Annotated in this window: 24 protein-coding genes and 1 tRNA gene; 6 read left to right on the top strand and 19 right to left on the bottom strand. The window is 59.4% G+C overall.

Annotated elements, in window-relative coordinates:
• Positions 1-3 precede the first annotated feature (3 nt).
• The 9 genes from F4V60_RS05020 to rho all read right to left on the bottom strand — a co-directional run bounded on the left by F4V60_RS05020 (position 4) and on the right by rho (position 8,382).
• On the bottom strand, positions 4-573 hold the full coding sequence (locus F4V60_RS05020) for a F0F1 ATP synthase subunit B (RefSeq protein ID WP_075729621.1): 570 nt from the start codon (positions 571-573) through the stop codon (positions 4-6).
• Between the two features lie 45 nt (positions 574-618).
• Complete coding sequence (locus F4V60_RS05015) at positions 619-855, bottom strand: ATP synthase F0 subunit C (RefSeq protein ID WP_075729620.1); 237 nt, start codon at positions 853-855, stop codon at positions 619-621.
• A gap of 101 nt (positions 856-956) precedes the next feature.
• Complete coding sequence (atpB, locus tag F4V60_RS05010; protein WP_075729619.1) at positions 957-1,757, bottom strand: F0F1 ATP synthase subunit A; 801 nt, start codon at positions 1,755-1,757, stop codon at positions 957-959.
• 446 nt (positions 1,758-2,203) lie between these two features.
• Positions 2,204-2,650 (bottom strand): Cg1360 family ATP-synthase-associated protein, encoded by a 447-nt coding sequence (locus tag F4V60_RS05005; RefSeq protein ID WP_075729618.1) that lies wholly within the window; start codon positions 2,648-2,650, stop codon positions 2,204-2,206.
• 16 nt (positions 2,651-2,666) lie between these two features.
• On the bottom strand, positions 2,667-3,842 hold the full coding sequence (locus F4V60_RS05000; protein ID WP_075729617.1) for a glycosyltransferase family 4 protein: 1,176 nt from the start codon (positions 3,840-3,842) through the stop codon (positions 2,667-2,669).
• A gap of 31 nt (positions 3,843-3,873) precedes the next feature.
• Positions 3,874-4,542 carry an L-threonylcarbamoyladenylate synthase gene (locus F4V60_RS04995; protein WP_075729616.1) on the bottom strand — a complete coding sequence of 223 codons (669 nt, stop codon included), beginning with the start codon at positions 4,540-4,542 and terminating at the stop codon, positions 3,874-3,876.
• Between the two features lie 57 nt (positions 4,543-4,599).
• On the bottom strand, positions 4,600-5,442 hold the full coding sequence (gene prmC / locus F4V60_RS04990; RefSeq protein ID WP_075729615.1) for a peptide chain release factor N(5)-glutamine methyltransferase: 843 nt from the start codon (positions 5,440-5,442) through the stop codon (positions 4,600-4,602).
• A 12-nt stretch (positions 5,443-5,454) separates the two neighbouring features.
• On the bottom strand, positions 5,455-6,531 hold the full coding sequence (gene prfA, locus F4V60_RS04985; protein ID WP_075729614.1) for a peptide chain release factor 1: 1,077 nt from the start codon (positions 6,529-6,531) through the stop codon (positions 5,455-5,457).
• Positions 6,532-8,382, bottom strand: a complete 1,851-nt coding sequence (gene rho, locus F4V60_RS04980; RefSeq protein ID WP_075729613.1) for a transcription termination factor Rho — start codon at positions 8,380-8,382, stop codon at positions 6,532-6,534.
• A 361-nt stretch (positions 8,383-8,743) separates the two neighbouring features.
• Here rho and F4V60_RS04975 point away from each other — a divergent pair, with 361 nt between their 5' ends.
• Positions 8,744-10,519, top strand: a complete 1,776-nt coding sequence (locus F4V60_RS04975) for a long-chain fatty-acid--CoA ligase (RefSeq protein ID WP_075729612.1) — start codon at positions 8,744-8,746, stop codon at positions 10,517-10,519.
• Here the strand turns inward: F4V60_RS04975 and F4V60_RS04970 are convergent, their stop codons facing one another.
• From F4V60_RS04970 to argS, 5 genes are all read right to left on the bottom strand, one after another.
• Positions 10,520-10,870, bottom strand: a complete 351-nt coding sequence (locus F4V60_RS04970) for a cupredoxin domain-containing protein (RefSeq protein ID WP_075729611.1) — start codon at positions 10,868-10,870, stop codon at positions 10,520-10,522. It abuts the gene before it with no gap.
• A 43-nt stretch (positions 10,871-10,913) separates the two neighbouring features.
• Entirely contained in the window at positions 10,914-11,843 is a 930-nt protein-coding gene (gene thrB / locus F4V60_RS04965) for a homoserine kinase (RefSeq protein ID WP_075729610.1), read from the bottom strand.
• Between the two features lie 23 nt (positions 11,844-11,866).
• Positions 11,867-13,201, bottom strand: a complete 1,335-nt coding sequence (locus tag F4V60_RS04960) for a homoserine dehydrogenase (RefSeq protein WP_075729609.1) — start codon at positions 13,199-13,201, stop codon at positions 11,867-11,869.
• A gap of 137 nt (positions 13,202-13,338) precedes the next feature.
• Positions 13,339-14,679, bottom strand: a complete 1,341-nt coding sequence (lysA, locus tag F4V60_RS04955) for a diaminopimelate decarboxylase (protein ID WP_075729608.1) — start codon at positions 14,677-14,679, stop codon at positions 13,339-13,341.
• Positions 14,680-16,332, bottom strand: a complete 1,653-nt coding sequence (gene argS / locus F4V60_RS04950; RefSeq protein WP_075729607.1) for an arginine--tRNA ligase — start codon at positions 16,330-16,332, stop codon at positions 14,680-14,682. It lies immediately after the preceding gene.
• A gap of 235 nt (positions 16,333-16,567) precedes the next feature.
• On the opposite strand from argS, the gene F4V60_RS04945 reads away from it, so the two are divergent.
• The 5 genes from F4V60_RS04945 to F4V60_RS04925 all read left to right on the top strand — a co-directional run bounded on the left by F4V60_RS04945 (position 16,568) and on the right by F4V60_RS04925 (position 21,254).
• Entirely contained in the window at positions 16,568-17,353 is a 786-nt protein-coding gene (locus F4V60_RS04945) for a (Fe-S)-binding protein (RefSeq protein WP_075729606.1), read from the top strand.
• Positions 17,353-18,858 (top strand): lactate utilization protein B, encoded by a 1,506-nt coding sequence (locus F4V60_RS04940; RefSeq protein ID WP_075729605.1) that lies wholly within the window; start codon positions 17,353-17,355, stop codon positions 18,856-18,858. Before F4V60_RS04945 ends, F4V60_RS04940 begins: the two co-directional genes overlap by 1 nt.
• Positions 18,855-19,481 carry a LutC/YkgG family protein gene (locus F4V60_RS04935; RefSeq protein ID WP_075729604.1) on the top strand — a complete coding sequence of 209 codons (627 nt, stop codon included), beginning with the start codon at positions 18,855-18,857 and terminating at the stop codon, positions 19,479-19,481. Before F4V60_RS04940 ends, F4V60_RS04935 begins: the two co-directional genes overlap by 4 nt.
• 56 nt (positions 19,482-19,537) lie before the next feature.
• Positions 19,538-21,145, top strand: coding sequence for an alpha/beta fold hydrolase (locus F4V60_RS04930; protein WP_232315989.1), 1,608 nt, complete (start codon positions 19,538-19,540; stop codon positions 21,143-21,145).
• 35 nt (positions 21,146-21,180) lie between these two features.
• Positions 21,181-21,254 (top strand) — tRNA-Arg (locus tag F4V60_RS04925).
• Positions 21,255-21,423: 169 nt separating this feature from the next.
• Here F4V60_RS04925 and F4V60_RS04920 read toward each other — a convergent pair.
• The 5 genes from F4V60_RS04920 to F4V60_RS04900 form a co-directional block, all read right to left on the bottom strand.
• On the bottom strand, positions 21,424-21,636 hold the full coding sequence (locus F4V60_RS04920) for a hypothetical protein (protein WP_075729603.1): 213 nt from the start codon (positions 21,634-21,636) through the stop codon (positions 21,424-21,426).
• A 118-nt stretch (positions 21,637-21,754) separates the two neighbouring features.
• Positions 21,755-22,030 carry a molecular chaperone GrpE gene (locus tag F4V60_RS04915; RefSeq protein ID WP_075729602.1) on the bottom strand — a complete coding sequence of 92 codons (276 nt, stop codon included), beginning with the start codon at positions 22,028-22,030 and terminating at the stop codon, positions 21,755-21,757.
• A 35-nt stretch (positions 22,031-22,065) separates the two neighbouring features.
• On the bottom strand, positions 22,066-22,572 hold the full coding sequence (locus F4V60_RS04910; RefSeq protein WP_075729601.1) for a MarR family winged helix-turn-helix transcriptional regulator: 507 nt from the start codon (positions 22,570-22,572) through the stop codon (positions 22,066-22,068).
• A 53-nt stretch (positions 22,573-22,625) separates the two neighbouring features.
• Positions 22,626-25,202 (bottom strand): AAA family ATPase, encoded by a 2,577-nt coding sequence (locus F4V60_RS04905; RefSeq protein WP_075729600.1) that lies wholly within the window; start codon positions 25,200-25,202, stop codon positions 22,626-22,628.
• Positions 25,199-26,332, bottom strand: coding sequence for a metallophosphoesterase family protein (locus tag F4V60_RS04900; protein WP_075729599.1), 1,134 nt, complete (start codon positions 26,330-26,332; stop codon positions 25,199-25,201). Before F4V60_RS04900 ends, F4V60_RS04905 begins: the two co-directional genes overlap by 4 nt.
• Between the last annotated feature and the right edge of the window lie 2 nt (positions 26,333-26,334).

The raw sequence follows: 26,334 nt of genomic DNA, 5'->3' as shown, positions 1-26,334 counted from the left end.
TGCCTACTTTCCGGCCGGTGCCACAGAGTCGAGCTCGGACAGGAAGTTATCAATGGTCGAGGACTGCTTGGTAGCGGAGGAAAGTTCCCCGCCCAGCAGCTTCTCCGCCAGATTGATGGAGTTCTGTCCGATGTCAGAACGCAGCTCGGAGATAACCTGCGTGCGGGAAGCCTCTAGCTGCTTCTCACCCGCGGCCACGATGCGACGTGACTCTTCCTCAGCCTGGCTCTTAGCCTCGGCCTCGATCTGCTTGCCGCGCTCGCGCGCCTGCTCACGGATCTCAGCGGCCTCAGCTCGTGCATCAGCAAGCTGTGCGTTGTACTTCTCAAGAGCAGCCTTGGCCTCGGCCTGTGAGGCCTCAGCGCGCTTCATGCCGCCCTCGATCCGGTCCTCGCGCTCCTGGAGCATCCTGTTGTACGCCGGAAGAACAAACTTCCAGAACAACAACAAGATGGCAACGAAACAGATCAAAGACCAGAAGATGTCATAGTTCTTGGGCAGGAGGACGGAGAAGCTGCCATTACCTGGCAAGCTCTCCTCCCCCTCCGCAAGGAGGTAAAAGACGTTGTTCATGTGGTCTCCAGTCTTAAAAGGTTGGTTTAGGAAAACGCGAACTTTTTAGAACAGGAAGCCTGCGACGAGGCCGATAAGCGCAAGTGCCTCGGTGAAGGCAATACCCAAGAACATGGTGGTGCGCAGCTGGCCGGCCATCTCGGGCTGGCGAGCCATAGCCTCTACGGTCTTACCGGCGACGATGCCGATACCGATGCCAGGTCCGATTGCGGCGAGGCCGTAACCGATGGTGCCCAGGCCCTCAATGGTGGAGGCATCTTGAGCCAAAATGATTTCGTTCATGGTGAAAGTCGTTCCCTTTCGTGTTTCCCGGCCTAATCTCTAGGACCGGGGAGATAGTTTTGTGAAGTTTAGAATTCTCGGTCGCGCTCGTCGACCTCGTCCTAATGCGAATCCGCGTGGAGGGACAATTCGATATACACCGACGTCAGCAGGGCAAAAATGTATGCCTGCAGGAAAATAACGATGATCTCGAATAAACTGAAGGCAATGCCCAGGATGATGGTGACACCCGAGACAGCCGTCCAACCGTTGAGCTGCCAGAAGAAGAAATTCGAGGCAGAAAACAGCAGAACCAGAATGATATGTCCGGCCAGGAAGTTCGCCATAAGACGAATGGCAAGGGTGACAGGCCGCAGAATGAAGGTTGAGAAGAACTCAATCGGGATGACCAAGAAGTGAAGCGCCGGAGGGAGGTTTGGAATAACCACCGAGGACTTCAGGAACTTGCCGAACCCATAGCGCTTTGCACCGGCATAAATCATGACGATATATGCCACCGCGGCAAGTACTATAGGCATACCGATACGACCATTAGCGGAGACGTTTAGCCCCGGGATAATGGTCGATACATTCATAAAGAGAACTGCGAAGAAGATGGCTGCGATTACCGGAAGGAACCGCTTGGCCTCCTTCTTCCCCAAAATGTCTTCGGCGATGTAAATGCGAACGAAGTCGACCGCATTTTCACCGACGTTTTGCAGACCCTTGGGAACCAGCTTGGGGTTCTTAAAGGCCAACATAAAAAGAACCACCAATACCAGCGTCATCAAGATGCGCACCAGCATTAGGCGATCAAGCGCGAACCATCCGCCGGCGAAGTCGCCGAAGAACAGGTGGTTGGCATCAATTTGCCCCGGGAAGAATTCTTCACCCAGATTGGGCGCGTGAAACTGCCCTTTCATGGCCAATGTTGTAACGCTCAGCGTTCTCTCCCGTGTTAGGGCCGTTGCAATTCATATAAAAATCACAAGCGGTGCGATGGACGTCTCAAGCTCTCTGCCACGACCTCGGACTCCGTCGCACATCTTCGAAGTAGTGACAGGGATTGACCGCGCGGGAGCCGTAACACAGTAACTTCGCACACGGCGAATAGAGAGTTCCGGATCCGCGGTAACCCGCAGGAAATAATATCAGGTCAGAGAACAAATCACCGTCCCCGGGGCCCTTCCAAGTCTTAAGCCTGGCCCACTACCCCACCCAAGCCCCTCATTATCGCCCGTGACTAGGCAAAAGAGTGCGGGTGTCCTTAGTCACAGCGGAATATCATCACACCTCCGTGGGGGTGGAATGACGCTTTACCCAACACCACTGGCACGGGCCGGTTCCGATAGTCGGGGAGAAAGACCTTTTAGGAGACGTAGGAGACGCGAGAGGTGATAATTCCCCATGTCTCCGTTCCGAGCGTGAGAATGAGGGCCAAGACCACGGTGACGAAAAGGGCCATGCGATCATAGAACTCTAGGTCCCGGATGATAAAGAGTACGACCAAAAGCAACACCAGCTTGAGCAACCAGCTGCCCATAATGACTGCGAGCGTGGTGGTGGGAGTGGTGTTCGAAGTAAAAAGCACTGAGAGTGCGGTAAAGAGGACGAAGGCTCCGGCGACGCTCGCACCAATAAGGACGCCCCAAATCCCGGGCAGCCCCTTGACTCCGCCCCACACGGCCAGCGAAACGATGGTTATGGCCACAAGCGCCCACCAGCCGAAGCGCAGGGCTCGCTCGAGCGGGCGGCGCGGGTCATCAAAGTCTGCAACGTCGTTGATTTCCGGATCGGAAGAAGCGTTTTCAGTCATAGGCAGAAAGCCTACCTCAGGCCGGTCCGGTTTCTTTCACCACTCTTGTCACTCGGGCATGCCTTCCCAACTTGCCTTGGCGCAGCGGAATGAGGGTCGCCCCAAAAGCCACCACGAGGGCTAGGACCGCCAGCGCAGACGCTAAAGCCGGGGGAACAACCGAGAAAGCCACCGCCCCGAAGGCCGCAGCTGACACCCACAGGTAGAGCACTAAGACGGTGCGCCGGTGCGTGTGCCCCAAAGACAGCAGGCGGTGGTGAATATGGGCACGGTCGGCAGAAAAGGGCGAGCGCCCCTGTGCCAGGCGCCGAATCACTGCCCAGACCAGGTCAACAACTGGGATCGACACTGCAGCAGCCACCACGATGAAAGGCGAAAGTAGCGCGATGATATCAACCGTGCCATAGAGCGACATATTGATTTTTCCGGAAGCCGAGGTCGATGCTGCGGCCAACAAAAGGCCAATGAGCATCGAGCCGCTGTCCCCCATGAAGATGCGTGAGGGCTCAAAATTATGGGGCAAAAATCCGGCGCAGATTCCCACCAAGGCGGCCGCAATGATGGCGGGAGGATAAGCCGAAACGGCTCCACCCTGGTCGTGGAGGACAGTCAACGAGAAGATGAGGATGGCTCCCCCGGCGATCATGCCCAGGCCTGCGGCCAGTCCGTCGAGGCCATCAACAAAGTTGAAGGCATTAACCAACAAGACGGTAATGAAGGTAGTCAAGAGTGTGCCCTGGATTTGGTCCAGCAATACGGTGGTTCCACCGCCGAAAGGGATGAACAACAGGGTCCAGGTCAGCCCGAGACCACTCATCACTGCGGCGGCAAGAAGCTGCCCCAGGAGCTTGACGATGGCGCTGAGCTCATAGAGATCATCGATCACACCCACCGCGACGATCGCCGCCGCGCCCCAAAACACCGCAGTCATCTCCGGGGTAACCGGCATGAACCCGCGGGTGAGGGCGGGGAGCTGTTCGGCGAGAAAAAGCGCGGCACCGAAACCGATGAACATGGCGACGCCGCCCATCTGCGGAGTGGGCTGGGAGTGGCTATCGCGCAGGCGGATCTCCGCTACCCGGCCACTGCGCACCAAAATGGTGCGCACGATACCTGTAGCCAGATATGTGAATGCTGCCGCAACGAGGATGACTAGAGCCAACTCGCGTAGCGGGACACCGGTTCCGCCCACTGATAGTCCTCCGCTTCCCTATTACTTCTGCTTAATTCTGCGGGCGCGTCCGCAGAGACTCCGCACTGACGCCGATGACCTCCGCAATGTCTTCCGCGGAGATAGCACCTTCGCGCAGGAGGTAAGGACGGGCGCCGGAAAGATCGATGATGGTCGAGGGCTTGCCGACGGCGGTTTCTCCCCCGTCCAGATACACCGTCACCGCCTTGCCCAATTGCTGCTTGGCCGCGATCGCCGTGGTAGGCGGCTGGTGTCCGGAGATATTGGCGGAAGATACCGCCATTGGGCCCACCTCGCGTAAGAGCTCGATGGCGATGGGGTGCAAAGGCATGCGCAGCATGACCGTCCCGCGTGTATCGCCCAAGTTCCACGGCAAAGAAGGCGCCTGCGGAACCACGATGGATAGTCCGCCGGGCCAAAATGCCTCGACCAAAGTACGCGCTGTATCGGTGTAGTTGGCCACCAGCCCGCGAATGGTATCCCAGGACCCGATAAGAACCGGCACGGGCATATCCGGGCCACGGTGCTTGGTGGCTAGAAGGTTGGCCACCGCCGCGTTATTGAAGGCATCGCAGCCCAAACCATAAAGCGTATCGGTGGGCATGACAACCAAGCGACCGGACTGGGCGGCCTTGACAGCGAGAGAGATTCCCTCTTCTCGGCTGGCCTCATCGGAACAATCATAAATCTTGCCCTGCATTAAAATCCCTACATCAGCTTTCTGGAACGTGGACACATTCTTTTCGGTTTTCTCACCTTACCCCTGGGCGCGCACGGCCGTGACAAAGCGTGCCGTGCCGGTGAGATCTCTCAAGACCTCCACGGCACAAAATGCACCGTTTTCCCGCACCAAGGCCTGCACCTGTGCAGAGGTCTCATCATCGTGCTCAATGCCGAAACGTCCTCCCACTTTAAGCAGGCGGGCCGCGGTGTCGGCGATCCCGGGGATGACACTCATCCCATCCTCGCCCGCGAAAACGGCGAGTGCCGGGTCTTGGTAGACCTCTGGGTCTAGATCCATGCTCAAGGGCACATAGGGCGGGTTGCTCACTACTAGATCCACCTGCCCATCGATGCTTTCAAGCACCCGGGGATCCGTGGCATCGCCGTGAATGACCTCCACCCCGCTGCCGTGGGTGTTGGTGGTGGTGTATGCCAAGGCGTCGTCGTCAAGCTCGACGGCGAGCACCCGCGCATCTGGGCGCAGGTGGGAAACATAGAGCGCCAGCGCGCCCGAACCTGTGCACAGATCGACAACGCGGGGGCTTTCCAGCCCCTGCAGCGAACGTACAGCCCAGTCCGCCAGAACTTCCGTTTCCGGGCGCGGGATGAAAACCCCGGGGCCCACGCGCAGCTCCAGCGGACCAAACCACGCCGCGCCGAGGATGTGTTGTAGCGGCTCCCGGGCGGCGCGGCGGGCAATCAACTGCTCGTAGGCGATGTCGAAGCCCGGCATGGCCTCCTCGTGCATCGGGATGTCCATGTGCCCGCAATGAATGAGATGGGACGCCAAGATCCGCGCGTCCCACTCGGGTGAGGCCACGCCGGCACGGCGAAGGCGCTCCGCCGCGAAGCGAAGCGCCTGTGCATAGGTAGTCACCGAGGACAGCCCTTAACCTTCGGACTCGAGCCGCTCGGCGCGCTCTTGGGCCTGCAAGGCATCAATGAGATCCTGCATGTCACCGTTGAGCACTGCATCCAAGTTATTGGCCTTGTAGCCGATACGGTGATCCGTGATGCGGTTTTCCGGCCAGTTATAGGTGCGGATACGCTCAGAGCGGTCCATCGTGCGCACCTGGGAAGCACGCTGCTCGCCGGCCTCAGCGTCGCGGGCCTCCCGCTCGAGCTGGTCCAGGCGCGCCTGCAGCACTTGCAAAGCACGGGCCTTGTTCTGGATCTGGGAGCGTTCCTTCTGACAGGTCACAACCAGCCCAGTAGGCAGGTGGGTGATGCGCACGGCAGAGTCAGTGGTGTTAACGCCTTGGCCGCCCTTTCCGGAGGAACGGTAGACATCAACGCGAATGTCTTTCTCGTCGATGTTGACGGACTCAACCTCATCAGGCTCCGGGTAGACCAAGACGCCCGCAGCGGAGGTCTGGATGCGGCCCTGCGACTCCGTGACCGGAACGCGCTGGACGCGATGTACCCCGCCCTCAAACTTGAATACCGACCAGGCTCCATCACGCGAGGGAGTCTTGGACTTGAAAGTGATGGTCATGTCCTTCACTCCGCCCAGGTCAGACTCGTTGAGGCCCAGCACCTCCCAGTTAAAGCCGGCTTTGTCGGCGTAACGCTCGTACATGCGCGCGAGGTCACCCGCGAAAAGGGCAGCCTCCTCGCCACCAGCGCCGGCCTTAATCTCCATGATGATGTCCTCGGAGTCCTGCTCGTCGCGCGGGGCGAGCAGGTCAGCCAGTTTTTCTTCCAACTCGACGACTAGCTTTTCAAGACGTTCGGCCTCAGCCTGAAAGTCATGGTCCTCATAGGCCATTTCCTTGGCATCCGCGAGATCCTCACGCGCCTGCACAAGCTCCCCGTTGAGTTTAACTATGGGACGCAGCTCAGCATAGCGCTTCGATAGCTTGCGGAAGGCAGCCTGATTACCGGCCACGTCCGGATCCGCCATCTGCATTTCGATGCCCTGATACTCGGAGACGATATCGTCCACCAGAGATACATGGTTATCCATTTAGGAGTACTCCTCCTCTTCCAAGCTGGCCACCATGGGAGCAGAGCTAGCGATCTGCATGAGGAACTCGCCGTTGGACTTCGTCTTCTTCAGCTGCTTGATTAACAGGTCAATAGCAGCATAGGAATCCAGCCCGGAGAGGATACGGCGCAGCTTAGTCATGATGCGCGCCTCCTCGGGAACGAGCAAGAGCTCGTCCTTGCGGGTGCCGGAGGGGTTGACGTCGACCGCAGGGAATACCCTGCGCTCGGAGATTCCACGGTCCAGCTTGAGCTCCGCGTTACCAGTGCCCTTGAACTCCTCGAAGATGACCGTGTCACCGGTGGAACCGGTCTCCACCATGGCGGTGGCGATAATGGTCAAAGAGCCGCCGTTTTCAATGTTGCGAGCGGCACCGAGGAAGCGCTTGGGCGGGTAGAGGGCGTTGGAGTCCACACCACCGGAAAGAATACGGCCCGAGGCAGGAGAAGAGTTGTTGTAGGCGCGACCCAGACGAGTAATAGAGTCCAAGAGCACTACGACATCCTTACCCTGCTCCACGAGGCGCTTTGCGCGCTCGATGGCGAGCTCCGCCACGGAGGTGTGCTCTGAAGGCGGACGGTCGAAGGTGGAGGCAATGACCTCACCCTTGACCGAGCGCTGCATATCCGTGACTTCTTCAGGACGCTCATCAACGAGCACCACCATGAGATAGCACTCAGGGTTGTTGACGGCGATCGCGTTCGCAATATTTTGCATGATCGTGGTCTTACCGGCCTTGGGCGGCGAGACGATCAGCGCACGCTGGCCCTTGCCAATCGGCATAACCAGATCGATGACGCGGGTGGTGAGGATCTTCGGGTCCGTCTCTAGGCGCAGGCGCTGATTGGGATAAAGCGGGGTGAGTTTAGAGAACTCGGGCCGGTTCTTCGCCGACTCCGGATCCAAGCCATTGACGGAGTCAACCTGGACGAGCTGGTTGTACTTGCGGCGATTGCGACCATTGCCATGGGTGTGGGTTGGTCCGGAGATCTTCACCTGACCGGTGATGGCATCACCCGAGCGCAGGCCCAGTCGGCGCACCAAGTTGCTATTGACAAAGACGTCTGAGCTACCAACGCGGTATCCGGTCGTGCGCAAGAAGGCTACGTTGTTGTCAACGACCTCTAAGATGCCGCCTACTGCCTGCAGCTCATCGCCCTCGCGGACCTGCAGATCGTTACCGCCCCCCTCATTTCCACCACGGCTACGGCGATTGCGGCGGTTACGCCGGTTGCGCCGGCCGCCATTGCCTTCGTCATCATCATTATTGTGGCGGTTGTTGTTATTGCTGTGGCGCGGATTCCGAGGACGGTCTGTATTCTCGCGGTTCTCGCGGCCTTCTCGGTTCTCGCGGCCCTCCCGGTTATCCCGGTTGTCCTTCTTGCTGTGCCCCGAGTTATCGGAGCCCTCTGCATTGGTGCTGGCCTTTTCTTCCTGAGAAGGGCGGCCCTCATCCTGCGCGGGATTGGACTCAGATTGTCCCGAGTGAGTATCGCGGTCTTGGCGGCGGGTCCGGTTGCGCCGTGCGCGGCGCGCCTGCGAGCGCGATTCAAAGCGCTGATCATCGTTGTCATCGCTGCGTTCTTGTTGCTTGCCTTTGCTCTCCGCCTCCTGGGGGGCTGCTTTCGGCGCCTCCTGCTGTGGTTGCGGAGCTTCCTTGACCGCAGCAGCGGCCTTGCGGGGAACCTGACCGGTAGTCAGCGCAGTAATGAGATCTCCCTTGCGAAGGCCAGAGGTACCGCGCAGGCCACGTTCATTGGCCAGCTTGCGTAGCTCCGGCAGCTTCAGGGACGCGAGATCCTGTGCCGCGGTCTTGTCCGTATCGCTCACGGATATCCTTTCGTCGCTTCCATATGGCGTTTGTGGCCTGCGTTTTCCCGACTCTGACGGGAAAAGTGGCAAGGCGAATAAGTACTCTGGAAGCCATTGTGTAATTGACAAACTCACCGCCACGAGCAGGTACGAAGGAACCCGTGGGCAGTAAGAAATAAAAGGCCTCTTCCCCGGTTTGCGTGGGGTGCCAGCGCTCCCGTGGCGGGGGAAGAAATCAATAGAGGCGACTGCGAGCATCCTTAACTTATCCAGAAAAGTGCCCGGCTAGGTGAGAAATTTAGCATTCTCCCACCAGTCTTGCGCCAGTATAGCGCATACTGTGCTTCTCACCTAGCGCAAGGCCGCTAAAGTAGGTCGCATGCTCTCCACGATGCAAGACATTCCTCTGTCCGTCGCCCGGATCCTCGATTATGGTTCCAGCGTGCACGGACAGACCAAGGTCACTACTTGGCACTCGCACTCCCCCGATTCGGACTTTGGCCCCGCCGAGGAGACTACCTTCGCCACCATCGGCGCTCGGGCGGCGGCTTTTGCCCACGTCTTGCACGACGAGCTCGGCGTCACCGGGGACGAGCGCGTGGGAACCTTCATGTGGAATTGCGCCGAGCACCTTGAGGTCATGTTTGCTGCTTCCTGCAAGGGCGCCGTTTTCACCCCGATCAATAAGCAGCTGATGAATGATCAGATTCGGCACATCATCAACCACGCGGAAATCAAGGTCATTGTCGCGGACTTTCGCCTAGGAGACCAATTGGCCAAGGTTCTCAGTGGAACCAACTGCGTGAAATCCGTGGTCTTTATCGGCACCGCGAGCCCCGCCCGCTACGCCACGTCCTTTCCGCGGGGCGTCAAAGTCTATTCCTATGAGAAGCTGCTCGACGGTCGGCCCACCGTCTATCACTGGCCCACGCTGCCAGAAAACACCGCGGCGGCTCTGTGCTACTCCACCGGCACCACTGGCGCGCCGAAGGGTGTCTTGTACTCCCATCGCTCCATCTACCTCGAGGCAATGCAACTGCGCGCCTCGGATTCTCTGTGCGTAACCCACGGAGAGACCTTCCTGTGCTGCATCCCCATCTATCACGTGTTGAGTTGGGGCGTCCCCTTCGCCGCATTCATGACCGGTACGCCACTGGTACTGCCCGATTCCGACGTTTCGCCTAAGACCCTCGCCACCATTATCGCGGCTACCTCGCCGCGAGTGGCCCACGGAGTCCCCACTATCTGGATTCAGCTCTTCGTGCATTACCTCAAGCATCACCCAGAGCGGATGACCCTGCGTGAGATCTATGCGGGCGGATCCCCCGTTCCCCCGCAGCTCATCAAGATGTGGGAGGAACGCTATGGCGTGGACATCGTGCATGTCTGGGGCATGGTAGAGACCTCGACAGTGGGCACCGTGGCACGCCCCCCACAGGGTGCGTCCGGAGATACTCGCTGGGCTTATCGCATCTCGCAGGGCCGCTTTCCCGCCTCGCTCCAATACCGCGTGGTCAACGACGGGCAGGTGGTCTCCAAGACAGACCGCAATGCCGGCGAAATTCAGGTGCGAGGCAACCTCGTTACCGGCTCCTACTTTCACTCGGTCACCGCGGTCAATGGCGGTTCCGCCAGTGAGTTCCGCGGTAAGGCCGTGGAGACTGCAGACACGAAGTTCACCGCCGATGGCTGGCTGCGCACTGGCGACGTCGGCTCGGTCACCGAGGATGGCTTCCTGACCGTGGAGGACCGTGCCCGCGACGTGATTCGTTCCGGTGGCGAGTGGATCTACTCGGTCCAGCTAGAAAACATGATTATGGCCAATCCCCTCGTCGTCGAAGCCGCAGTCATTGGCTACCCAGATAAGCAGTGGGTCGAACGCCCCTTGGCGGTGACGGTCCTAGGAGGGAAGGTCTCACCCACCATCGAGACGGCGGAACGCATCCGGGAGAGTATGCGCAAAGAGCTGCCCTCGTGGATGCTCCCGGAATACTGGACTTTTGTGAAGTCCATCGACAAAACGTCGGTGGGCAAGTTCGATAAGAAAGATCTGCGATCGCACTTGGCCGAAGGCGAGTACAACATCATTCGGCTCAAAGGGCCGGGTGAGGCCCAACGCCTCGACGGGGACGTCATTCCGAGAAAGGAAGACTAATTAAGCCTGGGCCACGCCGACTTCGAAAGTCATGCCTCGCATCTTGTGGCCCGCAATGGTGCAATAACCGGCGATGGGTTTAGTCACGGTTCCCACGTTGAGCTTCGCGCTCTTGCCTGGCTCAATGCGGCCCGTCTCCACGTCCCCGACTTTCAGGTCATGGGCTTGGTCGTCCCCGTTGTGTAGGTCGATAACGAGGTACTTCCCAGCGGGCACCTCCACGGAGTCCGGGATAAAGTGCATGCCTTCGACGTCCACGTCCACGGCAAAGATCTGATCCGCCGGAGTGGGTGCCCTGCGCTCATGGAGCAGATTGACCCCTGCAACACCCAGCACGGCAAGCAGAGCCAAAACTACGAATGTGGCGGTAGAAGTCCTATTTGTGCGCACGACCTTAGGCCTGCGTGACGTCTACAAAAACGGGGCCAGCTACTTCAAGCTCAAGGACACGCAGGCCTGCGGCGCGAGCCTCATCGAGGATTGACTCATCAACGGGTTCTGTGTGCAAGACCATCGCGGTGGGGCCCGCGCCAGAGAGATATGCAGCATATCCGCGGTTGCGCAGACGATTGACCCACTCCGAAGTAATCGGCAGCACGTCAGCGCGGTAGGGCTGGTGCAGCCTGTCCCTAGTTCCCTCCCACAGCAGCTCCGGGTGATTTTGTAGCGCCGCGACCTGGACCGCGGCACGGGAGACGTTGAATGCCGCATCCGAGTGGGTCACGTGCGAGGGCAGCACGCGGCGCACCGCCTGGGTCGAGGCATGGAAGTCCGGCACCAACGCTGTGGCGCGGATATCTTCGTGCACCTGCAGCCCAACCGCCTTGTACTCGGGCAAGGAGCGCCCATCAACGGGGACAGTAGTCCATGAGACCACGGCATTGCCCAACACAGATGCGGCGGCATTGTCGGGGTGCCCCTCAAAGGCCGAAGAAAGCTGCACGAGCTGGGCCGGCGTCAGCGGAGAACCCGCCAGGCCGTTTCCGGCGGCTACCCCAGCCACCGCCGCCGAGGCGGAGGAGCCAAGTCCGCGCGATTGCGGGATGTTGTTATTGCACACCACTCGCAGGCCAGGCACGGTTGCGTCCGCTGCTGCTAGTGCCGAGCGAATGGCCTTGACCACCAGGTGGGAGCCATCGCGCGGCAACTCATCGGCACCTTCACCGAAAATCTCCACCTCGAGACCAGACTTGGTCACCTCGACCTCGACGGTGTCATAAAGCGTCAGCGCTATGCCGAGCGTGTCATAGCCGGGGCCCAAGTTGGCTGAGGAGGCGGGGACGGTAACGATGGCCTTGGTGCCAACTTCTACTTCGATGCTCATGGTTTAGATCCTAGACCTGCGGTTTAACTATGGAGACGAATGACGGAATGGACGGCCTTGACCTCGTCCAGATCGCCGAGCTTGGCGACGATCTCTTCCAACGCCGCCTCACGCGCCGAATGGGTGACCACGATGAGACGGGCGGTACCGTTGCCATTTTCCTGGCGCACGGTACGCAAAGAGACACCTCGCTGGGCAAAAACCTCGGAGATGGCTGCCAGCACACCGGCGCGGTCCGCGACCTCCATGTCGATGTGGTAGCAGGTAAGTACCTCGCCGAAATCTGCGATGGGCAGGTGCGCGTAGGTGTTTTCTCCCGGGGCGCGGCCACCGTGCACGATGTTGCGGGAGGCGCCCACGACGTCACCCAACACTGCCGATGCCGTGGGGTTACCGCCGGCACCATTGCCATAGAACATGAGGGATCCGGCAGCCTCTGCCTCGACGAAGATGGCGTTGTAGGACTTGCTCACTGAGGCAAGCGGGTGATCCTTGGGAACGAGCGTGGGGTGCACGCGCGCGTTGACGGATTTCTTCCCGGATTCATCGATCAAGACCTCACAGATGGCCAAGAGCTTGATGGAATAGCCGGCCTTGTTCGCAGCCTTGATGTCATCCGCGGTGATCTGGGAGATGCCTTCGCAATGGACATCATCAAAAGTGACTCGGGTGTAGAAGCCAAGCGACGCCAGGATCGCGGCCTTGGAGGCTGCGTCATGGCCTTCGACGTCTGCGGTGGGATCTGCCTCTGCATAGCCTAGGCGCGTGGCCTCGGCGAGTGCGTCCTCGTAGGAGGCGCCCGTGGTTTCCATGGCGTCGAGGATGAAGTTAGTGGTGCCGTTGACGATGCCAGAGATGCGGCGGATTTGATCGCCGGCCAGGGAGCGGCGCAGCATGCCGACGACGGGAATGGCCGCGGCAACCGCAGCCTCAAAGTAGAGATCCACTCCGGCACGATCTGCCGACTCAGCGAGCTCGTCCGCATGCGCAGCTACGAGCGCCTTGTTGGCCGTAACCACGGACTTACCAGCATTGAGCGCGGTCAGCAGGAGGTGGCGTGGGTAATCAATGCCGCCGATGACCTCGACCACGAGGTCAATATCATCGCGCCTGACCAGGGCCTCGGCATCATCGGTCAACAGCTCCGCAGGAACGCCCGGGCGGAGTTTGTTCTTGTTATGTACCGCGACGCCGCGAACCTCCGCAGGACCACCGATGCGGTGAGCAAAGGCATCGGCGTTCTCGTTGAGCAGGCGGAATACCTCCGCGCCCACGGTGCCGAAGCCCAAGAGCGCAATTCCTACTGCTTCGCCGGGGCCCTTGCCGCTGCGGATACTGGTCTGAGGAGCTGTGGACATTTCCGTTCCCATCGTTCGACTGCTAGTACTCTTCGATTGCTTTTTCTGTCTTGCTATCTAGTTTTATCCTGTGCCCTGGGGAATGAGCTACTCGCCACTATACAGAACGAGCTGTCTACTCACCCACCCGGCTGTTGCTACTCCACCTCAAGCGAGAGGAGATCCTCAATGGTCTCCCTCCGCAACATGGGCTGAGTCACGCCCGCGCGCACGGCGACCACCGCTGGACGCACTGCACCGTTATATCGCGAAGACATCATGTATTGATACGCGCCTGTCGCAGCGAATGCCACGAGGTCACCCGGAACGATATCGGCGGGAAGCTGTGGCTCATCGAGGAGAATATCCCCCGACTCACAATGAAAGCCCACCACACGTGAGTCCACGAGCGAGCCCTCGGTCTCGCGATTGACCACGCGCATATCGTATTCGCTGCCATAGAGAGCCGGGCGAATATTATCCGACATACCTCCATCGACCGCGAGGTAGCGGCGCACAGGAAGCTCCGCCTTACCTGTCTCAACGTCCTTGACCGTACCTACTCGGTAAACCGTGACTGCGGAACCGGCCACCAAGGAACGCCCTGGTTCGACGAGGAGGAAGGGCGCCGGAATGCTCAGCTTGCGGGCCATATCATCGACCGCTCCGAGCATGTCTTGGGCGACGCCTTCAATATCGAGCGCTTCCTCATAAGGCATATAAGGAATGCCGAAGCCTCCGCCGAGATCAAGCTCCGGAAGATTGACACCCAGCTCGGTATGGATCTGCGCATAAAGGCCCAAGATGCGCTCAGCAGCGAGCTTGAATCCCTCAGCATTGAATACCTGGGAACCGACGTGACAGTGCAGCCCCACTAGCTGGAGGTACTCCGCACCGAGGCAATGCTTAGCGGCGTTAAAGGCCGCGCCGGTGGCCAACGAGATTCCAAACTTCTGGTCCTCATGCGCGGTAGCGATGAACTCGTGGGTATGAGCGTCAACCCCAGGCTTGACGCGGATCATCACGGGCTGGACTCGCCCGGCCTCGCCAGCGATGCGGTTGAGGTTCTCCAGTTCAGACTCGTTGTCCAAAACCACGTGGGCTACGCCCTGCTCGACACAAAGCCGCAGATAGTCCTCGCCCTTGTTATTGCCGTGGGCAGTGATGCGCTGCGGCGGAAACTCCGCGGCTAGGGCGATGCGAAGTTCGTTTATTGAGGCGACGTCGAGAAAAAGCCCTTCCTCGTTGACCCATTGCACGACCTTCTTGGATATGAAGGCCTTAGAAGCGTAGTGAACATGCTCGGGGCCCCCGAAAGCATCGGCCATGTCGTGACACCGCGAACGGAAATCATCTTCATCGAAAACATAGAGTGGCGTGCCAAACTCCTCCGCCAGCTCTGGGAGCGGAACGCCGGCGATGGTGACTACGCCGTCCTCCTCGCGTTTGGCGTTGCGCGGCCAGACGTGGGCGGGCAAATCATTAAAATCGGTGCTCATCTACATTCTCTCCGGTGCAGAAACGCCGACGAGGCACAGTGAGTTGGCAAGGACTTGGCGCGTGGCCTGCGCGAGTGCGAGGCGCGCAGAGTGGATGGGCTCCGCCGACTCCCCGGCCTTGGGCAGTATCTGGCACTGGTCATAGAAGCGGTGGAACACTGCCGCGAGATTCTCCGCGTAGCGTGCCACTCGGTGGGGCTCACGCAAGGTCGCGGCCTGTGCGACGACACCGGGGAACTCTCCCAGTGTACGGATGAGATCGCCTTCCAGCTCATTGTTCAGCAGGGAGAGATCTGCACCCTCGGCCGAGACACCGATCTCAGCAGCCTTGCGGAGAATTGAGCATAGCCGGGCATGTCCGTACTGCACGTAAAAGACGGGATTGTCCGCCGACTGTGACGCCCACAGGCTCAAATCGATGTCAATGGTCTGGTCTACCGAGGAACGAACCAGGGAATAGCGCGAAGCATCGACACCAATAGCAGTAACGAGGTCTTCAATGGTGATGACCGTTCCCGCGCGCTTGGACATCTTGACGGGCTTACCCTCGCGCAAGAGGTTGACCATCTGGCCAATGAGCACCTCGACGGCATCCGCGTCATAGCCAAGAGCGGCCGCGGCAGCCTTCAGACGGGGAACGTAGCCGTGGTGATCAGCGCCGAGCATATAGATATTGAGATCGTGGCCGCGCTCGAACTTGTCTGCCACGTAGGCAATATCGCCGGCGATATATGCGGCATTTCCATCAGACTTGATGACAACGCGGTCCTTGGAGTCACCATAATCGGTGGACTTGAGCCACCAGGCATTATCGGCTTCGTAAAGCTCGCCCTTTGCCTTGAGTTCGTCGAGCGCCTTGGTCACGGCGCCGGACTCAAACAAGGAGTTCTCGTGGAAGTAAACATCGAAGTCGACGCCGAACTCGTGCAGCGACTGCTTGATCGCCGCAAACATCATGTCCACACCTGCGGAACGGAAAGCCTCTTGGACCTGCTCCGGGCTGCCCTCCAAGGCGGTGGGGTTGTGCTCCAGCACCGCCTGCGCGATGTCTTGAATATATGCTCCGCCGTAGCCGTCCTCAGGGGTGGGCTCGCCCTTGGCTGCGGCGACCAACGAGCGAGCAAAACGGTCGATCTGCCCGCCGTGGTCGTTGAAATAGTACTCACGAGTGACTGCAGCACCGGAGGCCTCTAGCACTCTTCCGAGGGAATCACCCACAGCTGCCCAGCGGGTACCACCCAGGTGGATCGGCCCCGTGGGATTAGCGGAGACAAACTCCAAGTTGATGCGCTTTCCAGCGTAGGCATCATTATCGCCATAGGAATCACCAGCGGCAAGGATCTGCGAGACAATTGCGCCCTGCGCGGCTGCAGCGAGACGAATATTAAGGAATCCCGGGCCAGCAATCTCTGCGGAGGCAATGGCGTCATTGTCTGCCAAAGCCTGTGCCAACCAACCAGCCAATTCGCGAGGATTGATACCCGCCTTCTTAGCCACCTGCAAGGCAACGTTGGTGGCGTAATCGCCGTGATCGGGATTGCGCGGGCGCTCTACCGTTACGGTTGCAGGGAGTACGGAGGTGTCAAGGGCGTGCTCCTCAAGTACCGCAACGGCGGCATCCCGAACGAGCGCAGAGAGATCTACTGGATTCATATCGAAAGAGTTTAACGCCCCCACTCCCGTGTAGCACTATCAGGTTAAAAGGTACACGCGACAAATAATTCGACAATACTAATGTTGCGGAATACCCGCAGCTGGGCGCGGGAATCGCCGTTAGACCTCTGTGATCTTTCGTTGTAGGATTTGTGGCATACCCCATACTATTTTTCCCAGATCGGCGTGAGCACAGTTGCCACATGCGCCGCTGGATAAAGCAAGGAGCGCAAGCATGCGAATAGCATTGTTTTCTACGTGCATCGGTGATGCCATGTTCCCGGATGCGCAGAAAGCTACCGCACTGATCCTGTCTCGTCTCGGCCACGAGGTGGTCTTCCCAGAAGAACAGACCTGCTGCGGGCAGATGCACGTCAACACCGGCTACCAGAAAGAAACGCTCGGCATGATCCGCACTTATGCCGACGCTTTCGCTGATCCTTCAATCGATTATGTGGTCTCGGCGTCTGGTTCCTGTGTTGGAGCCGTGCGCGAGCGCCACACCCGCATTGCGGAGCGCTTCGGTACCGCTGCTGATGTAGACGGCGCCCACAAGGCCGCCGATAAGACTCTCGATCTTCCCGAGTTCCTCGTAGACATTGAGCAGCGCACCAACTTGGGCGCCTTCTTCCCCCACCGCGTGACCTATCATTCCTCTTGCCACGGCCTGCGCTTCCTCAAGCTCGGTGACCGCCCCTACCAGCTGCTGCGTGAGGTCGAAGGCATCGAACTCGTGCCCTTGGAAAACTTCGAGGAATGCTGCGGATTCGGCGGGACCTTCGCCCTGAAGAACGCTGAGGTTTCTCAGGCAATGGTTACTGACAAGACGCGCCACGTCAAAGACACCGGAGCCGAGTACGTCACCGGCGGTGACTCCTCCTGCCTCATGAATATTGGCGGCGCGCTTTCCCGTCAACGCAGCGGAATTCGCGCGCTGCACATGGCCGAAATCTTGGCCTCCACCAAGGAACATCCGTGGACCCCTGAGACCGCGGCCTACTCTAAGGAGAAGATGCTCTAATGACTAGCTTCCTCGATACCACTCCACCGCGCGCACCAGAGAACTACGGCAATCTGCGCGGAGACAAGTCCTTCGTCCCAGCTGCTCATGAGGGACTCAACAACGCCACCCAGCGTCGCAACCTCCTCCACGCCACCACGACCATCCGCAACAAGCGCGCCCACGCCGTTAAGGAGGCACCCGATTGGGAGCAGCTGCGCAACGCAGGTTCCGCACTCAAGGAAGATGTCGCCGCTCGCATGCCGGAACTGCTCGCACAGTTCGAGGAGCAGGTAACCAAGCGTGGCGGGATCGTCCACTGGGCGCGTGACGCCAAGGAAGCCAATAAGATCGTCGAGGATCTCATCCGAGAGACCGGCGAGACCGAGGTCGTTAAGGTCAAGTCCATGGCCACCCAGGAAATCGGCCTCAACGAGCACCTCGAAGAGGTAGGCATCCATGCTCGTGAAACCGACCTCGCTGAGCTCATCGTTCAGCTTGGTAACGATAAGCCCTCTCACATCTTGGTGCCTGCTATTCACCGTAACCGCGCCGAGATCCGGGACATCTTCGTCAAAGAGATGCCGAATACCGATGACACCCTCGAAGCCGAGCCCGCAGTACTCGCAGAGGCCTCCCGCTCCTTCCTGCGCGAACAGTTTATGAAGGCAAAGGTTGCCATCTCGGGCGCTAACTTCGGCGTGGCCGAGACCGGCACCATCAACGTCGTGGAGTCTGAGGGCAACGGACGCATGTGCGTGACCCTGCCGGAAACCCTCATCACTGTAATGGGCATCGAAAAGCTCGTGCCCAAGTTCCAGGATCTCGAGGTTTTCTTGCAGCTGCTGCCGCGTTCTTCCACCGCGGAGCGCATGAACCCTTATACCTCGATGTGGTCCGGTGTCACTGAGGGTGATGGTCCGCAGAACTTCCACCTGATCCTGCTCGACAATGGTCGTACCGCGGCGCTCTCGAGCCCCGTGGGCAGCCAGGCGTTGAAGTGCATCCGGTGTTCTGCCTGCCTTAACGTGTGCCCTGTTTACGAGCGCGCCGGTGGCCACGCCTATGGATCGGTCTACCCCGGCCCCATCGGCATCTCCCTGACGCCGCAGCTGACCGGAATGAAGGATCACCACGATCCTTCCGCCAGCTTGCCTTATGCGTGCTCCCTCTGTGGGCGCTGTGATGAGGTCTGCCCAGTGAAGATCCCCCTCAGTGACGTGATTCTGGAGAACCGCTATCAAAAGGTCACCCACGCCACCCCGCCGGTAGAGTCGAAGCTCTTCCGCATGGTCGAGGCAGTGTGGGCACACCCGAAGGTGTGGAACCAAGCCACCCGCATGGTCGCTCTTGCCCGCGTCATGGGCGGCCGTAACGGCATCATCGACCGGCTTCCGCTGTTCATGTCCGGCTGGTCTGAAGGCCGCGATACCGCCGTACCGCCGAAGAAATCATTCCGCCAGTGGTTCGAGAGCAACGAAGCAAAGAACCTGCTCAACCAGGCCCGAGAGGAAGGCATCAAGTGAACGCCAAAGAAGAAATTCTGAGCCGCATCCGCAGCGCTCAAAAGTCCGCGGGTCTGCCAGATCACGTTGTCGCCCCCCGCGAGTACCAGCGCGAGGGCACTCTCAATGCCGCCGAGTTGCTCGACATGTTTGTGGAGAGGCTCGAGGATTACAAGGCCGAGGTCGAACTCACCAGCGTGGCGGAGCTTCCCTCTACGCTGAACCGTATTCTCGAGGAAAAGGACTGCAAGGACATCCGCTACGCGGAAGGTCTCGATGACTCTATCTTCGTGAACTTTGAGGGTTCTGCTACCCCCGATGATCCGGATTCCGATCCTCGCCTGCTCGATTCGGTCGACGCCGTGGTCACCGAGTCCGTGGTCTCCTCCGCACAAACCGGAACTATCGTTTTGGAATCCGGCCCTCGCTGCGGGCGCCGCGCGCTTACCTTGGTACCCGATCGCCACATCTGCATCGTGCACCGCGATTCGGTGGTCTACGGAATCCCCGAGGTAGTCTCTCGCATGGATCCTCAGCGTCCCGCCACGTGGATTTCTGGCCCCTCAGCCACCTCTGACATCGAGCTATCTCGTGTCGAGGGCGTCCACGGACCGCGTAACCTCATCGTCGTTATCGTGGACTAACACGCTATTGGTCTATATAGTCTAGTTAAACACCTCTAACTACAGGAGCTAGACTTGTGACTCTCTCTGCGCTTAAGCCCACAGTTTCCAAAGGCTGGGCGCTTGCTTTGACCGCTGCGCTTGCCTGCGGCCTCGGTGTAGCTCCGGCTAATGCTGCTCCAGCAATTTCTTGGGAGCAGTGCCCTCCAGAGGTCAACAACGAGCGCGCCGAATGCGGCCGCATCGACGTTCCCACCTACTATTCGCAGCCCGACGCAGGTTCCATCAGCGTCGGGTTTGTCCGTCTGCGGGCAGAGAACCCAAGCGCACGTCTGGGATCCCTATTCACCAACCCGGGCGGTCCTGGTGGCAGCGCCTATAGCTGGGTGGGCAACACTAATGCAGCCCAGTGGCCCGCAGAAATCCTCCAGGAATGGGACATCATTGGTGTTCAGCCCCGTGGCTTGAAGGGCTCGACTCCCCTTAATTGCAGCAGCGATTCCGCGCAGGCGAGCAGCGTTGAGAGCTTTACCCAGATAGGTGGCGTCACACGTGACGCCTGCGAGGCCAATACCCCGGGTTATACCGACTCCCTCACTACGGAGAACACCGCACGTGACTGGGAGATGGTCCGCAGCGCACTCGGCGAGGATAAGATTTCCATCGCAGGATTGTCTTATGGCACTTTCCTGGGTTCTGCCTATGCCACTCTCTATCCCGAGCACACCGACAAGCTGCTCCTTGATTCGGGCATGGATCCAGGGCTGGCATGGAATGGAATCTACGCTTCTCAGCAAGCCGGATACGAGAACGCCTTGCACGATTTCTTCGGTTTCATAGCAAGGAACGATGCCACCTATCACCTCGGGAGCACCCCGCTTCAAGCCTATGAGCGGTGGTCCCAAAAGGTAGCCGCCGAGGCTGGCGCTCGCCCCACTGTCCTGCCTCCGAATGCACAGATCGGTGACTTACCGCCGGGGCTGGAGTTTAGCGGGCAACCAGGTGCCAACATCATGACCGCGACTGGGCCCTTGCGCGTGCAGGCGGAAAACCTGCGGGACATGGCCGCCAAGCCAGGGTCCATGCAAGCTGCCTCCCCCACCCTCGCCATGACTCGCGAGGCGGCTCCCCGCCCTGAGGTTTGGGATACGCTGGCCAAGCATATCGCCGGTATCGAGCCCATCGAGGTTCCTGCGGGCTCCACATCTGAGGAAGAACTAAAGGCCGCCAACGAAGCTGCTGTAGAGGCCATGACGATGCAAAATGTCCTCGTCTGCAACGAGAATCAGGTCGCGGCGAATCCCACCCTGCTGCCCTCCTTCATCTGGAGCAACTACGCCACCGGGGATCCCTTCACTGCGGTCAATTCGCTCTATGCCTCGGGCGCGGCGTGCTCTGGGCGAACTGCCATTGCCGCACCTATAAATGTCAGCGGAAGCGGCTTAGCCGTCCGCCCGCTACAGATTCAAGGCACGGGTGACCCGCAGACGCCTTATCAGTTCCACACCGGACTCTCACAGCGGATGAACTCCCGCGTCATCACAGTGCACGGACCAGGACATGGGCACTTTGCCCTAGGAAACCGTGGAGTCGATGAGGCCGCCATCAAGTACCTGCGGACCGGCGAGGCAGACGTCAGCGACCTCCCCGGACTCGATTTAGTAGCAACGAGCCCCATAGGATAGAATCACAGCGTTGAAACATTTAAGGTTTCCACACTGTCTCTGTAGCTCAGCGGATTAGAGCATCGGTTTCCGGTACCGAAGGTCGCAGGTTCGATCCCTGTCAGGGACACATTTTTCTCAGCCCGTGCAAACGGAGAAATCCGGCAGTTACTGTTTCTTAAAACGGTTTCTGCCGGATTTTTGCATTTCGGTACTCCGAGCCCACAACGCACGCAGCAGGCCCCAAGAAGCTTGTTTTGCACCTTGGGGCCTGCTGTCGGCTTCTTAGCTTACTGGCGCTAGCTCTTGGTCGTGACGGAGTGCTGGTAAACAACGTCCTTGGTGATGTCCAAGGTGCCGTGCTCGACGTAGTACATGCCGAACAACATTAGGGAAAGCAGGACGACGGCGATGATCATATTCGGAATCCAAGCGACGAAGACGGAAACCCAACCGTCAGACTTGTCGCGTGCCTGTGCCTCACGAAGCTCTTGAGCCAAATACTCGTTCATCAATCAAAGTCCTTTCAATCCGCCATGCCATCTCATGGCAATCACTACGTGCTTACCTTAGCAGCCCAACCGTACTGGGCGTACTCCTCCACCTTTTGGTTCCCCACCCTTTATGGGGTCACAGCCCTGGGTCGACATCCTCAAGCAAGGCAGCAACGAATGCCTCCCTGTCATCAAACATCGCCTCAATGGCCTCATCGGGGCCAGTAATCCACAGATCCGTGTCCTCGTCGAAGGTAATGGCATCCTCCGGGGAGTTGGCTAGGGCCTCCTCCATGGCGTCCATGTTGGGATCCTCCGGGTTCCCGATGCGGGAGGAAAGCTCCGTGAGGGCGGTTATTCCATACTCGCGGTATTGCCGGTGGGGATGCTCGAAGAGCTCTTGTCCCATCATCTTCTCATTCCTCTCACAATCTTGTCACTACACTTCTAGGGTTGGCGCGGGAGCCGCTCGTCGGGAACGAAGCCTTTGTAGCCTGGCAAGTTATCAACGTCCATAACACCTTGGAAGAAGCGCAGAAGTGAGGGCACGTCATCTTCTTGCAGGTGGTCAAATACTAAACGCCGCACGGATTCAACGTGTTCCGGTGCGGCGCGACGCAGGCGGGCCATGCCTTCTTCGGTGATAGTTACTACCACACCACGGGCATCACCCAAACTTTTATTCTTTGACACCAGACCGCGGCGCTCCATGCGCGTGACCTGGTGCGAGGTACGCGAGCGATCCCAGTCTAGGGAGGAGCATAATTCGCGCAAGCGCATCTGATTGTCTTTAGCCTCGCTCAAGGAAACCAGGACGGAGAACTCGGAGGCGGATACCTCGCCGCCAGCCATGAGTGTTTCTTCCATGCCGCGGTTGATTTTCCTAATAGCCGCGAGCAGCAGGCGCCATAGTTCTTGCTCGCTATCGTTGAGCCACCGGATTTCTGTAGTCATGTCAACAACATTACACCTGAAACTAGGCAAAATATAGCAGGTTTCCCCAGACTTTAACCCCGCAAGTCTGAAAATCTATATTCTTTGCGTCCGGGCACCCGCGAATAGCGCTCTGGAACGCACGTCAGCACTAAAACTTGGGCGTACTGTCCCACGCTGCTAAAAAGGGTGGACATCAGCTGCAGCCGATGCACATCGGTCGAGCCCAGCGCATCATCAACGATGACGGGGACCCCATCGGCATCAACCAGTTTTGCAATGGCGAAGCGAGTGAGAATTGCCAATTGCTCCCTGGCGCCACCAGAAAGACTCTCAACGGGAACGGTCTGATTCTCCCGGGTACGTGCCTGGATCTGGAGCTCCTCATTGAGTTCAAAGCTCACGCCTTTCCCGAATACCGTGCGCGCAAACTCGGAGAGTTGTTGCGTAAAGGGCTGCGCATAGCGCTCACGCGCGGCGTCACGGTGCTTGAGCAAAAGCTCATGCAAGTATCGCACCGCCTTCGCCCTGCGCTCGATGGCCGCGTGCGCCTCGCGGGCGTTATCCAGCTGGGCAGTAGCCTGCGCGGCTTCCTCCGCCGCACCCGTTTGCACCTGAATGTGACTACTGAGCTCACTTAGATCCAATTCAGCTGCCCGCACCGAATCCTCTAGGCCCTGCATCCGGGATTGCGCCCCCTCGACAAGGGCACGCGCCGTATCCAGATCCACTTCCTGCATCTGCGCAAGCTCTGCTGTTCTCTTTTCGAGGACGCCCTCGGCTTGCAGCACGGACGCCCTAACATCCGTATCTGCCGTTGCCTCACGCGCGGTCTCCAACTTCGCTCGGGCGCGCTCAACCTCGCCCCGAGCCGTGTCATGCAGCGTCTCCCACCGGATGACCTCCTGCACGGTGGCGGAATCACGATAAGGAGCCAACGCTTTCTCCTTGGCTTCCACGAGTTCGCGAGCCGCCTCCTCTTCCTCCTCTGCCGTGCGCAGATCGATGTCCTCGGCAGGTAGCTCCGCGACCTCCTCCGCAAGCTGGCGGTGGCGCTCTTTAAGCTCCGCTAGCTCGTCTTCCCCCAGCTCCAATTGCCACTCACGTTCCGCGCGACCAAGTTCCTCGCGCAGTGCGCGGTAGTCCTCGCGCAGAGCCTCTGCCTCTTCCACGGTGTCGCAGCCGATTAAGTCTTGGGCTTCTTTCAACCGCAGCCCGGCGCGCGCAACGGCTGCGCCCGAATCCTCTTGCGATCCGGCCCCCGCCTCAAAGATGGCGGTCACCGCTCCAATCTCGAGGCGGGTTCCCTCCGCAAGCTTGACGACGGTCTCTTCCCCCACCGCCAGCGTATCCTCATCCACGCGCACTTCGGTCACGGGCGCAGCGCTCAAAAGCAGCTTCGGTGCGGTAGCCGTATGCACGCGCTGCGCCACCGCCACTTCCTGCGCCGCTGAGCGCAGCTCTTTGATGTCTGCTTCCTTGATGTCCCGTGCCGCGCGGAGCGCCTCGCGCGCTCGCTTTAGAGATGTATCAAGTTCCTCGAGTTTGGCGATACGTGCTTCGAGGTCACTGCACTCCTGCTTGGCCTGGAGCCGGCGCGCCAGCTTGAGTTGTTCGCGAGCAGCACTCCACGCCGCCTGCGCCGACTCTAGTTGCTCCTCTAGTTCTGCCTTTGCCACGGCTTCTGAGGAAGCTTTTTCTCGCGCGGCGTCGAGCTCTTTAGCCGTTCTTTGAAGGTCTTTTACTGCCGCTTCTACACCAGCTTTAAGCTCGCCGCGTTGCACTTCCAGGAGCTTTAGGCGCTCGACCTCGGCCGCGGCGAGATGAACACGTTCCTGCTGCGCGGCGGCTTTCTCTGCAGCCTGCTGTGCCTTTTCTAGGGCTACGCCCGCCTCAGCGCGTTCTTGCTTTGCCAAAGGCAGGCTGCCTTCTGCAGCCTTCTTGTCCTCGAGGATCTTTTCATAGCTCTCTACTACCCCCTCGAGTGAAGCGAGTTTCTCCTGCGCAGCTTCGGCCTTCTCCTCGGCGCGCGCGAGGGTATCAATCGCCTCTTTATAGGCATGAGCTGGACGCGCTTGCCTGGCGCTAAAGTACTTGAGAAACTCCGCTTCGACCTTCGTCATCAGCTCGGAGTCCTCGGCGTTTACAACTTCCTCGGCCACGCCGCTCGACTTCTCTAGCGCAGTGGTAACGGAGGGAATACCCACCGCGGAGATTCCCTCACCCAGATCGTCTTGACGGAGAAAGAGCGCCTGCAGCAGCGCCCTGTCTAGGTGTGCACCTAGGATGCGCTCGAGTTCGTCATCTGCCTGTCCTCCCGTGAACTGCGCCGGGTGCGTCCCAAGCACCTGCAATTCGGAGGCTTTCTTACGCAACCAGCGTTTAGTGATGCGAAAGTGCACGGGACCAACCGTGGCCTCGAGCGTAATCTGTGGCGCAACATCCTTGCCCACGGGCTGCAAAGCCTGGATCTTGCGGGAACGGCCCCCATGCTTTTCGTTCAACACCACATCTATGGCCTCAGCGAGGGTGGACTTTCCCACCTCGTTATCGCCGTGAATAACCACCACGCCGGTCTCCGGCAGGCCGCTTAATTCGAGGTGGTCAATTCCACGGACGTTATCAATGACCAGGGAGTGAATGCGCATCATCGTGACTTCTCCTCCGTAGCCGTCAGACGGAATAGCAAGTTTGCCGCATCCCGAGCCTCCGGCCTATCTAGTGCGCCCAGCAGTTCCTCCAGTGCCGTAGAGGCATAACCTCCCAGGCCCAGTGTGGCCAGCTCCTCTTCGCTGGGGGCAAGGTGCAGGTCCATAGTGCGCTGGCGCGGGCGCAATGAGGCAAAAAGCGCCTCATATTGCGCAAGGCCTAGCTCTAACTCGCGCTGTTCCTCAAGCCCCACGGTTCCGCGCAGGCCGTACTTGATGGCGGTGCGGATCTTATCCGGGTAGGCGTCGAGACGGGCCAAGAACCCACGGACGTCCTGCGCGGAGTTGATATCGACATCGAAAGCCTCAAAGGACCAGCGGCCTATACGCCGCTTATCCACCTCCACCGAATCTTCCCCGACCGTGACTACCAGGGCATTACCCGAATCTGCCTCGCCTTTGCCAGCCGGGAGCTGGAGAAAGTCAGTGGTTTCCGGGCTGCCGGAGAACCACACGCGCCCGGTTGTCCCCAGGCTCATGGTGGAATGAGTATCTCCCAGCGCCAGATAGTCGATGACTCCCTCGGAGAGCTTGGATTCCACGTAGGCCAGGTCAATAGCATCCGCGTTATCTTCTGCCGACCAAGACTCCACTTGCCCGTGGCCTACCGCTATGCGGATTCCCTCTGCCGGCTCTAGGGGCTCGAGTGCCTGGCGCACCAGATCCACATTGGCGTGCTTGGATAGATATGGCGCTCCAACCAGCTCAACTCCAGGGGCCACCTCAAAAGACTGCGAATCCGCGATGACGTGCACATTCTCCGCAGAGGCACGGTAGAACACCGAATCGGCGACCAAAGGATCATGGTTGCCCGGCAGCAGGTACACGGGCACCGGAAGGCGTTTGAACATCTCTTTGGCGCGCAACAAGGTGGCCTGGGAAAGCGAGTTATGCTCGAATACATCCCCCGCCACGAGGATGAACTGCGCCCCCGTCTCCTTGGCAAGGTCTCCCAGGCGTAGGACGGCGGCCTCTCGGTCGTCGCTGTAGCGAGCCTGAGCCGACTCCCCAAGAAAGCGCCGAGTCATCCCCAGCTGAAAGTCTGAGGTATGGATGAACGTCGTTGAAGTCATGC

Origin of the sequence: Corynebacterium flavescens, assembly GCF_008693105.1 — a bacterium.
GTDB lineage: Bacteria > Actinomycetota > Actinomycetes > Mycobacteriales > Mycobacteriaceae > Corynebacterium > Corynebacterium flavescens.
Note: the sequence above shows the minus strand (reverse complement) of the source record. Positions and strands in the feature narration are given on the sequence as shown.

Excerpts from the sequence above, each read along its gene's own strand:
- atpB (WP_075729619.1), bottom strand. The coding sequence starts at position 1,757 with ATGAAAGGGCAGTTTCACGCGCCCAATCTGGGTGAAGAATTCTTCCCG.
- F4V60_RS04975 (WP_075729612.1), top strand. The coding sequence starts at position 8,744 with ATGCTCTCCACGATGCAAGACATTCCTCTGTCCGTCGCCCGGATCCTC.
- F4V60_RS04920 (WP_075729603.1), bottom strand. The coding sequence starts at position 21,636 with ATGAACGAGTATTTGGCTCAAGAGCTTCGTGAGGCACAGGCACGCGAC.
- F4V60_RS05005 (WP_075729618.1), bottom strand. The coding sequence starts at position 2,650 with ATGACTGAAAACGCTTCTTCCGATCCGGAAATCAACGACGTTGCAGAC.
- F4V60_RS04910 (WP_075729601.1), bottom strand. The coding sequence starts at position 22,572 with ATGACTACAGAAATCCGGTGGCTCAACGATAGCGAGCAAGAACTATGG.
- F4V60_RS05020 (WP_075729621.1), bottom strand. The coding sequence starts at position 573 with ATGAACAACGTCTTTTACCTCCTTGCGGAGGGGGAGGAGAGCTTGCCA.
- lysA (WP_075729608.1), bottom strand. The coding sequence starts at position 14,679 with ATGAGCACCGATTTTAATGATTTGCCCGCCCACGTCTGGCCGCGCAAC.
- F4V60_RS04900 (WP_075729599.1), bottom strand. The coding sequence starts at position 26,332 with ATGACTTCAACGACGTTCATCCATACCTCAGACTTTCAGCTGGGGATG.
- F4V60_RS04915 (WP_075729602.1), bottom strand. The coding sequence starts at position 22,030 with ATGATGGGACAAGAGCTCTTCGAGCATCCCCACCGGCAATACCGCGAG.
- argS (WP_075729607.1), bottom strand. The coding sequence starts at position 16,332 with ATGAATCCAGTAGATCTCTCTGCGCTCGTTCGGGATGCCGCCGTTGCG.
- F4V60_RS05015 (WP_075729620.1), bottom strand. The coding sequence starts at position 855 with ATGAACGAAATCATTTTGGCTCAAGATGCCTCCACCATTGAGGGCCTG.
- F4V60_RS04960 (WP_075729609.1), bottom strand. The coding sequence starts at position 13,201 with ATGTCCACAGCTCCTCAGACCAGTATCCGCAGCGGCAAGGGCCCCGGC.
- F4V60_RS04905 (WP_075729600.1), bottom strand. The coding sequence starts at position 25,202 with ATGATGCGCATTCACTCCCTGGTCATTGATAACGTCCGTGGAATTGAC.
- F4V60_RS04995 (WP_075729616.1), bottom strand. The coding sequence starts at position 4,542 with ATGCAGGGCAAGATTTATGATTGTTCCGATGAGGCCAGCCGAGAAGAG.
- F4V60_RS04940 (WP_075729605.1), top strand. The coding sequence starts at position 17,353 with ATGACTAGCTTCCTCGATACCACTCCACCGCGCGCACCAGAGAACTAC.
- F4V60_RS04945 (WP_075729606.1), top strand. The coding sequence starts at position 16,568 with ATGCGAATAGCATTGTTTTCTACGTGCATCGGTGATGCCATGTTCCCG.
- prfA (WP_075729614.1), bottom strand. The coding sequence starts at position 6,531 with ATGGATAACCATGTATCTCTGGTGGACGATATCGTCTCCGAGTATCAG.
- thrB (WP_075729610.1), bottom strand. The coding sequence starts at position 11,843 with ATGAGCATCGAAGTAGAAGTTGGCACCAAGGCCATCGTTACCGTCCCC.